Raw genomic sequence first — 12,143 nt, forward strand, 5'->3', positions numbered from 1 at the left:
CACGGTTGATCAGTAAGAAATCAACTAGAAAAGGTTCATACATATGTCACGTCAAACACCGTCCCTCTCATTTGAAGTTTTCCCTCCAAACCCAGAAGTAGGCAATGACAAAATTATTGCAGCCCTGAAAGATATGCAGGGCTTGGCACCACACTTCATCAGTGTGACCGCTAGTAATAATAAATTTAATATCAAAGAGACGACGGTTCGTTTGGCAGACTATATCCAAAATGACTTGGAGATCCCAACCATTGCTCACTTGCCAGCTATCTATTTGACTAAGGAAAAGGTGGCTGAGACTATTGCGGATTTGGATAAAGTTGGTGTTCAGAAAATCTTGGCTTTGCGTGGTGATATCATTCCAGGTGTTGAGCCACAGAAGGATTTCCGTTACGCCACAGACTTGATTGAGTTTATCAAGGAACAGGCACCACATTTTGATATCATTGGAGCTTGTTACCCAGAAGGGCACCCGGATTCGCCAAACCAAATCTCAGATATTCAAAATCTCAAGAAAAAAGTAGATGCAGGCTGTTCAAGTCTTGTCACTCAGCTATTCTTTGACAATGAGCGTTTCTACGATTTCCAAGACAAGTGTACCTTGGCAGGGATTGATGTTCCTATTCATGCAGGGATCATGCCAATCCTTAACCGTAACCAAGCGCTTCGTCTCTTGAAGACTTGTGAGAATATCCATCTCCCACGTAAATTTAAGGCTATCTTGGACAAGTATGAGAATGACCCTGAGTCACTCAGAGCAGCAGGACTTGCCTATGCTGTAGACCAAATCGTGGACTTGGTAACGCAAGACGTAGCAGGCGTGCATCTCTACACCATGAACAACGCAGACACTGCTCAGTACATTCACCAAGCAACCCATGCCTTGTTCAATCATCAACCTTAAAATAATCAAAAGCAAACCATTCTTCTTTTCATAGCAGAATGGTTCCTTTTTTATAGAAAAGACCGTACTTTTTAAGAAAAATATGATAAAATAGACTCTGTACGTACTTGATACAAAGATGAGGGTATTTAGGTTATAGAAGTTTGTTTAAAGTTGATTATTTTTTAAACAAAATCTGATAATGTGTGTCTCAAAAAACACGAACGGAGTGAGTATTTAAAAGATATTTCACGCTATAGTGAAATTACTTGGATTTCTAAAATCATCCACTGGATAATTTTACCTCCCGTCCGCACTGTTTCAGTGAAATATCAAAAAGATTCATAATAGAATTTTGGCCTCATTTCTTAGGAAAAAAGATAAGCTTCCTAGCACTCATCGAGTGCGGCGTCACCTTCCTATTTTTCTACAGAAATGTTCGGCAAGCCGAAACGTCCAAAATATCCTGATTTTTGTAGGCAAGGCGTATAATTTTATCAATCCAAAGGGGATTAAAATGACAAAACATGTTTTTCAAACGACTTTTGCGGGTCGTGAGTTGATCGTAGAGACTGGTCAGGTTGCTAAGCAAGCAAATGGCTCTGTTGTGGTACGTTACGGTGAGTCAACTGTCTTGACTGCTGCCGTTATGTCTAAGAAGATGGCAACTGGGGATTTCTTCCCGCTTCAAGTCAACTACGAAGAAAAAATGTATGCGGCTGGGAAATTTCCTGGTGGCTTTATGAAACGTGAAGGACGTCCTTCAACAGATGCGACCTTGACAGCGCGTTTGATTGACCGTCCAATCCGTCCAATGTTTGCGGAAGGTTTCCGTAACGAAGTGCAAGTCATCAACACTGTCCTTTCTTACGATGAAAATGCATCTGCACCAATGGCGGCTATGTTTGGTTCATCATTGGCACTTTCTATCTCAGATATTCCATTTGACGGCCCAATCGCTGGGGTACAAGTGGGTTATGTGGATGGCCAAATCATCATCAACCCGACTCAAGAACAAGCAGAGCAATCGCTTCTTGAATTGACAGTAGCAGGTACTAAACACGCCATCAACATGGTAGAGTCTGGTGCCAAAGAATTGTCAGAAGAAATCATGTTGGAAGCTCTTCTTAAAGGACACGAAGCTGTTAAAGAATTGATTGCCTTCCAAGAAGAAATCGTTGCGGCAGTTGGTAAAGAAAAAGCAGAAGTAGAATTGCTTCATGTAGATGCTAACTTGCAAGCTGAAATCATCGCAGCCTACAACAGTGACCTCCAAAAAGCAGTCCAAGTAGAAGAAAAATTAGCGCGTGAAGCTGCAACTCAAGCAGTGAAAGACCAAGTCACAGCAGTTTACGAAGAAAAATATGCAGACCACGAAGAATTTGACCGTATCATGCGTGATGTAGCTGAAATCTTGGAACAAATGGAACACGCAGAAGTGCGCCGTTTGATCACAGAAGACAAGGTTCGTCCTGATGGTCGTAAGGTCGATGAAATCCGTCCTTTGGATGCGGTTGTTGACTTCGTTCCCCGTGTGCACGGTTCAGGTCTCTTTACTCGTGGACAAACTCAAGCTCTTTCTATCTTGACTTTGGCGCCAATGGGTGAAACGCAAATCATCGATGGTTTGGATCCAGAGTACAAGAAACGCTTTATGCACCACTATAACTTCCCTCAATACTCTGTAGGGGAAACTGGACGTTACGGTGCTCCAGGTCGTCGTGAAATTGGTCACGGTGCTCTTGGGGAGCGTGCTCTTGCTCAAGTATTGCCAAGCTTGGAAGAATTCCCATACGCTATCCGTCTGGTAGCAGAAGTCTTGGAATCAAACGGTTCTTCATCTCAAGCATCTATCTGTGCGGGAACTCTTGCCCTTATGGCAGGTGGTGTGCCAATCAAGGCACCAGTAGCAGGGATTGCTATGGGACTTATCTCAGATGGTAACAACTACACCGTATTGACAGATATCCAAGGTTTGGAAGACCACTTTGGAGATATGGACTTCAAGGTTGCAGGTACTCGCGACGGGATTACAGCCCTTCAAATGGATATCAAGATTCAAGGGATTACTGCAGAAATCTTGACGGAAGCTCTTGCTCAAGCCAAGAAAGCTCGTTTTGAAATCCTTGATGTGATTGAAGCTACTATTCCAGAAGTGCGTCCAGAATTGGCTCCAACTGCACCGAAAATTGATACCATCAAGATTGATGTTGACAAGATCAAGATTGTCATCGGTAAGGGTGGAGAAACCATCGATAAGATCATCGCTGAAACAGGCGTTAAGATTGACATCGACGAAGAAGGAAATGTATCTATCTACTCTAGCGACCAAGATGCCATCAACCGTGCTAAAGAAATCATTGCTGGTTTGGTTCGTGAAGCTAAAGTGGACGAAGTCTACCATGCCAAAGTTGTTCGTATCGAGAAATTTGGTGCCTTTGTCAACCTCTTTGACAAGACAGATGCCCTCGTACACATCTCTGAAATGGCTTGGACTCGTACTAATAATGTAGAAGATTTAGTTCAAATTGGTGATTTTGTAGATGTGAAGGTTATTAAGATCGATGAAAAAGGTCGTGTAGATGCTTCTATGAAGGCACTCTTACCACGTCCGCCAAAACCTGAACGTTCAGAAGAAAAAGGGGATAAAGGTCATCGTCATGGCGATCGTCCTCGTCACCACCACAAGGACCACAAACCTAAGAAAGAAACTACAGAAACACCAAAAGACTCAGAATAAGAAAGGAGAAATGTATGGGATGGTGGCGTGAAACCATTGATATCGTCAAAGAAAATGATCCAGCGGCTCGCACTACCTTGGAAGTCTTGCTGACTTATCCGGGTGTCAAAGCCTTGGCTGCTCACCGTCTCTCTCATTTTCTCTGGAAACACGGCTTTAAGCTTTTAGCTCGCATGCATAGCCAGTTTTGGCGTTTTTGGACTCAGATTGAGATTCACCCTGGAGCTCAGATCGAATCAGGTGTCTTTATTGACCATGGGGCAGGACTTGTGATTGGGGAAACAGCTATTGTTGAAAAAGGTGTTCTTCTCTACCATGGGGTTACTCTTGGTGGGACAGGTAAGGATAGTGGCAAACGCCATCCGACCGTTCGTAAAGGAGCGCTCATTTCTGCTCATGCCCAAGTCATCGGACCTGTAGAAATCGGTGAAAATGCCAAAGTCGGTGCCGCTGCGGTTGTTGTAGCAGATGTTCCTAGTGATGTGACGGTTGTCGGCATTCCTGCTAAGATTGTCCGAGTTCACGGGCAAAAGGATGAACCAACCATTCACGAAGTCGAAGAAAAACGTGAATACTACGTCAATAAACTTGAGCATGCTAGAGAAGCCAGCCACAGGTCGTCTGGTTTATAGAGGATACCTATATGATTCAAGCAAGAAACAAGTTAAGCCAAGAGGAGCTATCTGAAGCGAAAAAACTAATTAACTGTTGCCAAGCCTATGATGGAACTTATCGTGATCCTTATCTTTCTAATATGCTCAATTTTAACCCCGATATGCCCGCCTTTTTCCTTTATTATGAAAAAGGTGAACTTGTTGGCCTATTAACCGTCTATGCAGATGACCAAGATGTGGAAGTAGCGATCCTGGTCCACCCTAATCATCGTCGTCAAGGAATTGCGCGGGCTTTGTATAGAAGTTTTGAGAAAGAAACGGCATCTTATCCAATTGAGTCTGTGACTTTTCAGACAGAGCGTGTTTTTCTAGAGCGCCATCCTGATTTTGTCAACAACTGGGGACTGGTCGAGGATGAAGAGACAGAGACCTGGTTAGGTAAGGATAGAAGACCTTATCCGTTAGCAACTGTTTCCAATCTGGACGTTTTGTTAGCAGATCGTTCCTATCAGGATCAAATTAGTCAGTTAAAATTTCAGGCATTTTCAGAGGAACATGAATCTAGAGAAGTTGTGGATAGATATGTCGCTGAAGCTCTGAAAGATCCAGAAAGTCGCTTATATATTTTATTAAAAGACGATCAGGTTATTGGAACTTGCACGGTTGATTTATCAAGCGATACGAATTACTTCTACGGTTTAGCAATATCGGAACCTGAACGTGGAAAAGGCTATGGAAGCTACTTAGCAAAATCCCTCGTCAACAAACTGATTGAGCAAAATGACAAGGAGTTTCAGATTGCCGTGGAAGATAGCAATGTAGGTGCCAAACGTTTGTATGAAAAGATTGGCTTTGTTAAACAGACCCAGGTGGTTTATCTGAATGCGAAAGAGTAATAAATGCTATTAGAAGAATTTGAAAATGTACCTGCTGTTATCGAGCCAACTGATCGAAGCCTCCTTAGTGGTGGAGAAATCTGTGATACGATTATTTTATCTTTTAATGGAGAAATCGTTGAACGAGTAAAGCAGTTTGAAGATGTTTACGAAGGTGGCTATCTAACCAATCTAAATGGTAGATTTCCATGGTATATCTATGAAAAAGATGGGAGTAAGGTAGCAGTTGCTATCGCTCTTATTGGAGCTCCAATGGTTGTTGGACTCTTAGAAGAACTCAAAGCAAGAGGATTTAAGAACTTTATTGTTTTGGGTTCTTGCGGAGTTCTAGATCAGTCTATTCAGGCAGATAAGATTATCCTACCAAGTTCAGCTCTACGTGATGAAGGTACAAGTTACCATTACGCTCCTGCAAGTGATGAAATAGCTTATGATGAAACTCTACTCTTAACCATAGAAGAAGCTTTAAACAAATCTGATATTGAGCACATTCGAACAAAGGCTTGGACCACAGATGCTTTCTATCGTGAAACAGCTGATAAGGTCAAACGTAGACTAGTAGCAGGTGCGACTGTTGTAGATATGGAAGCCTCAGCAATCATGGCTTGGGCACAATTTCGACAAGCAAAAGTTTATCAATTTTTTTATACAGCTGATTATGTTGACCATCATAATCATGAGTGGGATGCAAGATACGAAGAAAGAAAAGCAGATGCTATGACTTTCTTTGAGATAGCATTAGTAATTGCTAGAGAGTTGGATTGAAACGACTCTTTACGATAAACAAGACACAGAAAGGAGTCAGTGAGTGATTAAAATCTATGACACCATGTCTCGTGATTTGCGAGATTTTGTCCCAATCGAGGACGGCAAGGTTAAGATGTATGTCTGTGGGCCAACTGTATACAATTATATCCACGTGGGGAATGCCCGTTCGACAGTAGCCTTCGATACCATTCGTCGCTACTTTGAGTATCGTGGCTATGAGGTTGCCTATATTTCTAACTTTACGGATGTGGATGATAAGATTATCAACCGTGCCAAGGAAGAAGGCATCACGCCTCAAGAAGTAGCGGATAAGTACATCGCTGCCTTCCGTGAAGACGTGACGGCTCTTGGTGTTAAGCCTGCGACTCGCAATCCGCGTGTAGTGGAGTTTATGGCTGATATCATCCGCTTTGTCTCTGACCTGATTGAAAAAGGCTATGCCTATGAAAGTCAAGGGGATGTCTATTTCCGTGTGGAAAAATCCCACAACTATGCTAAGTTAGCCAATAAAACCCTAGAAGACTTGGAGCTAGGAGCTTCAGGTCGCACCGATGAAGAAACGGCTCGTAAGGAAAATCCTGTGGACTTTGCCCTCTGGAAAGCAGCCAAACCAGGTGAGATTTCTTGGGACAGTCCTTGGGGACCTGGTCGTCCGGGCTGGCATATCGAATGTTCGGTTATGTCAACGGAGATTTTGGGTGACACTATCGATATTCACGGTGGTGGAGCTGACCTTGAGTTTCCACACCACACCAACGAAATAGCCCAGTCAGAAGCCAAGACAGGTAAGACCTTTGCTAACTACTGGATGCACAATGGTTTTGTCAACATTGACAATGTCAAGATGTCCAAGTCTTTGGGTAACTTTATTACGGTACACGATGCCCTCGAAACGATCGACGGTCAAGTATTGCGTTTCTTCTTTGCGACTCAGCATTACCGCAAACCTATCAACTTTACGGAAAAGGCTGTGCGTGATGCCGAGACCAATCTCAAGTATCTCAAGAACACTTACGAGCAACCATTTACTGCAACTGTAGATGCAGAGGAATTGCTAGTTTTTAAAGATAAGTTTGTAGCTGCTATGGATGAGGATTTCAATACGGCTAATGGAATCACAGTCGTCTTTGAAATGGCCAAGTGGATCAACTCAGGCAACTATGATGCAACGGTTAAGGAAGCTCTTGCAGCCATGTTAGAGGTCTTTGGTATTGTCTTTGTCGAGGAAGTTTTGGATGAAGAGATTGAAGCCTTGATTCAAAAACGTCAAGAAGCGCGTGCCAATCGTGATTTTGCGACAGCTGACCAAATCCGTGACCAACTGGCTGCTCAAGGGATTAAGCTACTGGATACCAAGGATGGAGTGAGGTGGACACGTGATTGATGTCAATCTCATTAACGGGATTGCTCTAGCCTTTGAAGGAGATGCGGTGTATTCAATGTATATTCGTCGCCATCTCATTCTTAAAGGCATGACCAAGCCCAATAAACTCCACCAAGAGGCAACCAAGTATGTGTCGGCCAAGGCTCAGGCACGCTTGATTTCCCTTATGTTAGAAGAAGAAGTCCTAACGGAAAAGGAAGAAGAAATCTATAAACGGGGCCGTAACACCAATAGCCATACCAAGGCAAAGAACGCAGATGTTGTCACCTACCGTATGTCTACAGGTTTTGAAGCGGTCATGGGTTATCTTCATATGACTGAAAATGTGGAGCGCCTTGAAACCTTGATTTCTTGGTGTATCCAAAAAGTGGAGGGCTAGGAATGATTGCAAAAGAATTACTAGATTGGTTTCCACAAGCTCAAATCGTAGATCAGCCAATTGATAAGGAAGGTTTTCTTACGCTACCAGTTTCCTCGCAACAGTGGATTTTACTGGAGGAAGTTGGGCTAAGTGAACGTGAGAAACAGTTGGTAGCTCTCTTAACCCAGCAGGAGAAAACGATCTCGCTCAATCCTTGGTATAGTTATTTGATTGAGGGCAAGGGACAAGCACCGCAAAGCTTTAAAAAGCTACAAGTTGTCTATTGTCACCTTTCCTATTACCAACAGGAAAACTTGACTTCTTGGTTGGATATGATGAGAACCCTCTTTCCTAATTGCGAGACAGTGCTTCAGGTGGGAGCTCAGGATTACCTATTTGTTCTCCAACAGGATAAATACACTTCTGTTCGCTCTATCTTGACAGATACCTTGGAAGCCGTAGAGTACGACTTTGGGGTTCGCTTATCCATCATGCTGGGGCAGGTCTGGTCGCAAACAGGAAATCAGAGTTTGACAGATCTCATCAAAGCAGAACGTGACTTGTTTAAAAACTGGTGGCGTCAAGGTCATCAAGGATTCCATACATTTTCTCAGCTCTACCTTTGGAGTATGGGTGAAAAAATGGTGGATCTTGGTTTGATAAAAGATTATCTCCACCAGATGATTTTGGATCAGGATCAAATCCAGGAAATCATTCTCTCCTTATGGGAAAATAGTGCAGTCCTAACTAAAACAGCACAACAACTGTATTTGCACCGCAATTCTCTCCAATACAAGATTGATAAATGGGAAGAGTTGACAGGACTACAGTTGAAAGAATTGACAGATTTGACCTTGTGTTATCAATTGATTTTACCAGATATTATTTAAAGTTTTGTGCAAGTTGCACAGAACTTTTTTATTTTTTTGGTCACCTTGCCATAGAAATGTAAAGCGTTTTCATTTATAATAAAACTATCAAAAATTAAAGGAGTTCACCGAAATGGTAGAATTAAATCTTAAAAACATTTACAAAAAATATCCAAACAGCGAACACTACTCAGTTGAAGACTTCAACTTGGACATCAAAGACAAAGAATTTATCGTTTTCGTAGGACCTTCAGGATGTGGTAAATCAACTACTCTCCGTATGATTGCAGGTCTTGAAGACATCACAGAAGGTACTGCATCTATCGATGGCGTTGTTGTCAATGACGTAGCTCCAAAAGACCGTGACATCGCCATGGTATTCCAAAACTACGCTCTTTACCCACACATGACTGTATACGATAACATGGCTTTCGGTTTGAAATTGCGTAAATACAGCAAAGACGACATCGACAAACGTGTACAAGAAGCAGCAGAAATTCTTGGATTGAAAGAATTCTTGGATCGTAAACCAGCTGACCTTTCAGGTGGTCAACGTCAACGTGTTGCCATGGGTCGTGCGATCGTCCGTGACGCTAAGGTATTCTTGATGGACGAACCTTTGTCAAACTTGGATGCAAAACTTCGTGTATCTATGCGTGCTGAAATCGCTAAAATCCACCGTCGTATCGGAGCTACAACTATCTACGTAACTCACGACCAAACAGAAGCGATGACACTTGCAGACCGTATCGTTATCATGTCAGCTACTAAAAACCCTGCTGGTACAGGTACTATCGGACGTGTTGAACAAATCGGTACTCCTCAAGAAGTTTACAAAAACCCAGTTAACAAATTCGTAGCAGGATTTATCGGAAGCCCAGCTATGAACTTCATCAACGTTAAATTGAACGGTGACCGCATTGTTGCTGATGGATTTACTTTGAAAGTTCCAGAAGGTGCTTTGAAAGTTCTTCGTGAAAAAGGTTACGAAGGTAAAGAATTGATCTTCGGTATCCGTCCAGAAGACGTGAATGCAGAACCTGCTTTCCTTGAAACATTCCCAGAATCAGTTGTGAAAGCAACTATCTCTGTATCAGAATTGCTTGGTTCAGAATCTCACCTATACTGCCAAGTTGGTAAAGATGAATTCGTTGCTAAAGTTGATGCACGTGACTACTTGCAAGCTGGTGCAACGGTTGAACTTGGATTTGACTTGAACAAAGCTCACTTCTTCGACGTAGAAACTGAAAGAACAGTTTACTAAGATAGATTTTAATCAACCAACACTACTAGACTTTCTCTAGTAGTGTTTTTTAGAGTTCAGCAAAGTCTTACGGAATGGGCTTTTCTAGTTTTCATATTGACCAAAAAGTGTTAAAATGGTAGGAAGAACTGGAGAGTATGCATGCCAAAAGAAGTAATTTATTCAGGCGATGAAGTCGTCGCTTTAACGCAAAAATATTTATCGAAAGAAGATGTGGCTTTTGTACACAAGGCTTTGGTTTATGCTGTAGAATGCCATAGTGGGCAGTATCGTAAATCAGGCGAGCCTTACATCATCCATCCTATTCAGGTAGCAGGTATTTTGGCTAAACTTAAGCTAGATGCTGTCACTGTTGCCTGTGGTTTTTTGCATGACGTGGTAGAAGACACAGATGCTACTTTGGATGACTTAGAGCGCGAATTTGGTCATGATGTTCGAGTGATTGTAGACGGTGTTACCAAGCTTGGTAAGGTCGAATACAAGTCTATAGAAGAGCAGTTGGCTGAGAATCACCGCAAGATGCTTATGGCCATGTCAGAGGATATCCGCGTTATCTTGGTCAAACTCTCTGACCGCCTGCACAATATGCGTACCCTCACGCATCTTCGTAAGGACAAGCAAGAACGTATTTCCCGAGAAACCATGGAAATCTACGCACCACTTGCTCACCGTCTGGGGATTTCAAGTGTTAAGTGGGAACTAGAGGATCTTTCCTTCCGTTACCTCAATCCGACAGAGTTTTACAAGATAACTCATATGATGAAGGAGAAACGTCAAGAACGTGAAGCCTTGGTCGATGAAGTTGTGACGAAACTCGAGGAGTATTCATCTGAACGCAATCTTACAGGAAAAATCTATGGCCGTCCTAAGCATATCTACTCTATTTACCGTAAAATGCAGGACAAGAAAAAACGCTTTGAGGAGATCTATGACCTGATTGCCATTCGCTGTATCCTAGATACTCAGAGTGATGTCTATGCCATGTTGGGTTACGTCCATGAGCTATGGAAACCAATGCCAGGACGTTTCAAGGATTATATTGCCAATCGTAAGGCCAATGGTTACCAGTCTATCCATACGACTGTTTATGGACCAAAAGGACCGATCGAGTTCCAGATCCGTACCAAAGAAATGCACGAGGTTGCTGAGTACGGGGTTGCGGCTCACTGGGCCTACAAAAAAGGAATGAAAGGTCAAGTTAATAGCAAGGAATCTGCCATTGGGATGAACTGGATCAAGGAGATGATGGAGCTTCAAGACCAGGCGGATGATGCCAAAGAATTTGTTGATACTGTCAAAGAAAACTATCTAGCCGAAGAGATTTATGTCTTTACCCCAGATGGAGCGGTTCGTTCTCTTCCAAAGGATTCTGGACCGATTGACTTTGCCTATGAGATTCATACCAAGATTGGGGAAAAAGCGACTGGTGCCAAGGTTAATGGCCGTATGGTTCCTTTGACTACCAAGCTGAAAACGGGTGACCAGGTTGAAATCATCACCAATCCAAATTCATTTGGACCAAGCCGCGACTGGCTCAATATGGTTAAGACCAGCAAGGCCCGTAACAAAATTCGTCAATTCTTTAAAAACCAGGATAAAGAATTGTCCATTAATAAAGGCCGTGAAATGCTGATTAATCAGCTCCAAGAAAACGGCTATGTGGCCAATAAATTTATGGACAAGCGCCACATGGATGAAGTCCTTCAAAAAACCAGCTACAAGACAGAAGAAGCTCTCTTTGCAGCCATTGGTTTTGGAGAAATCGGAGCCATTACTGTCTTTAACCGTTTGACGGAAAAAGAACGTCGTGAAGAAGAGCGTGCCAAGGCTAAGGCAGAAGCTGAAGAACTGGTCAAGGGTGGCGAAGTCAAGGTAGAGAATAAGGATACGCTTAAGGTGAAGCATGAGGGTGGAGTTGTCATCCAAGGTGCTTCTGGGCTCTTGGTCCGGATTGCCAAATGTTGTAACCCTGTTCCAGGTGATGATATCGTCGGTTATATTACCAAGGGTCGCGGAGTTGCCATCCACCGTGTGGACTGTATGAACCTTCGTTCACAGGAAAACTATGAGCAACGTCTGCTAGATGTTGAATGGGAAGACCAATTCTCAACCAAGGAATATATGGCTCATATCGATATCTATGGACTCAACCGTTCTGGCCTTTTGAATGATATCTTGCAAGTCCTATCAAACACAACTAAGAATATCTCTTCGGTTAATGCCCAACCGACCAAGGATATGAAATTTGCCAATATCCATGTATCCTTTGGAATTTCTAACCTTTCAATGTTGACAACTGTGGTTGATAAGATTAAGAGTGTACCAGAAGTCTACTCAGTCAAACGGACCAATGGTTAAGTATGA

The 12,143-nt window shown here is 42.7% G+C and carries 10 protein-coding genes; all 10 read left to right on the forward strand.

Features of this window, described 5'->3' with window-relative positions; genetic code table 11:
- Positions 1 to 43: 43 nt before the first annotated feature.
- Positions 44 to 904 (forward strand): methylenetetrahydrofolate reductase [NAD(P)H], encoded by an 861-nt coding sequence (gene metF, locus NML75_RS04945; protein WP_254804206.1) that lies wholly within the window; start codon positions 44 to 46, stop codon positions 902 to 904.
- A gap of 496 nt (positions 905 to 1,400) precedes the next feature.
- Positions 1,401 to 3,623, forward strand: coding sequence for a polyribonucleotide nucleotidyltransferase (gene pnp, locus NML75_RS04950; RefSeq protein ID WP_254804207.1), 2,223 nt, complete (start codon positions 1,401 to 1,403; stop codon positions 3,621 to 3,623).
- Between the two features lie 14 nt (positions 3,624 to 3,637).
- On the forward strand, positions 3,638 to 4,255 hold the full coding sequence (gene cysE / locus NML75_RS04955; protein ID WP_004251281.1) for a serine O-acetyltransferase: 618 nt from the start codon (positions 3,638 to 3,640) through the stop codon (positions 4,253 to 4,255).
- An 11-nt stretch (positions 4,256 to 4,266) separates the two neighbouring features.
- Positions 4,267 to 5,133, forward strand: a complete 867-nt coding sequence (locus tag NML75_RS04960; RefSeq protein WP_195183978.1) for a GNAT family N-acetyltransferase — start codon at positions 4,267 to 4,269, stop codon at positions 5,131 to 5,133.
- A gap of 3 nt (positions 5,134 to 5,136) precedes the next feature.
- Positions 5,137 to 5,898, forward strand: coding sequence for a nucleoside phosphorylase (locus NML75_RS04965; protein WP_254804208.1), 762 nt, complete (start codon positions 5,137 to 5,139; stop codon positions 5,896 to 5,898).
- Positions 5,899 to 5,941: 43 nt separating this feature from the next.
- Positions 5,942 to 7,285 (forward strand): cysteine--tRNA ligase, encoded by a 1,344-nt coding sequence (cysS, locus tag NML75_RS04970; RefSeq protein ID WP_004251275.1) that lies wholly within the window; start codon positions 5,942 to 5,944, stop codon positions 7,283 to 7,285.
- Positions 7,278 to 7,664 (forward strand): Mini-ribonuclease 3, encoded by a 387-nt coding sequence (locus NML75_RS04975; RefSeq protein WP_004251273.1) that lies wholly within the window; start codon positions 7,278 to 7,280, stop codon positions 7,662 to 7,664. The genes cysS and NML75_RS04975 overlap by 8 nt, the downstream gene beginning before the upstream one ends.
- A gap of 2 nt (positions 7,665 to 7,666) precedes the next feature.
- Entirely contained in the window at positions 7,667 to 8,536 is an 870-nt protein-coding gene (locus NML75_RS04980) for a helix-turn-helix domain-containing protein (RefSeq protein WP_254804209.1), read from the forward strand.
- Between the two features lie 112 nt (positions 8,537 to 8,648).
- On the forward strand, positions 8,649 to 9,779 hold the full coding sequence (locus NML75_RS04985) for an ABC transporter ATP-binding protein (protein WP_254804210.1): 1,131 nt from the start codon (positions 8,649 to 8,651) through the stop codon (positions 9,777 to 9,779).
- Positions 9,780 to 9,920: 141 nt separating this feature from the next.
- Entirely contained in the window at positions 9,921 to 12,137 is a 2,217-nt protein-coding gene (locus tag NML75_RS04990) for a RelA/SpoT family protein (protein WP_254804211.1), read from the forward strand.
- The last annotated feature ends 6 nt before the right edge of the window (positions 12,138 to 12,143 follow it).

The sequence above is a fragment of the Streptococcus sp. CF4-3 genome, from assembly GCF_024295385.1.
Classification (GTDB): Bacteria; Bacillota; Bacilli; order Lactobacillales; family Streptococcaceae; genus Streptococcus; species Streptococcus infantis_I.

Excerpts from the sequence above, each read along its gene's own strand:
- metF (WP_254804206.1), top strand. The coding sequence starts at position 44 with ATGTCACGTCAAACACCGTCCCTCTCATTTGAAGTTTTCCCTCCAAAC.
- pnp (WP_254804207.1), top strand. The coding sequence starts at position 1,401 with ATGACAAAACATGTTTTTCAAACGACTTTTGCGGGTCGTGAGTTGATC.
- NML75_RS04990 (WP_254804211.1), top strand. The coding sequence starts at position 9,921 with ATGCCAAAAGAAGTAATTTATTCAGGCGATGAAGTCGTCGCTTTAACG.
- cysE (WP_004251281.1), top strand. The coding sequence starts at position 3,638 with ATGGGATGGTGGCGTGAAACCATTGATATCGTCAAAGAAAATGATCCA.
- NML75_RS04965 (WP_254804208.1), top strand. The coding sequence starts at position 5,137 with ATGCTATTAGAAGAATTTGAAAATGTACCTGCTGTTATCGAGCCAACT.
- NML75_RS04985 (WP_254804210.1), top strand. The coding sequence starts at position 8,649 with ATGGTAGAATTAAATCTTAAAAACATTTACAAAAAATATCCAAACAGC.
- NML75_RS04960 (WP_195183978.1), top strand. The coding sequence starts at position 4,267 with ATGATTCAAGCAAGAAACAAGTTAAGCCAAGAGGAGCTATCTGAAGCG.
- NML75_RS04980 (WP_254804209.1), top strand. The coding sequence starts at position 7,667 with ATGATTGCAAAAGAATTACTAGATTGGTTTCCACAAGCTCAAATCGTA.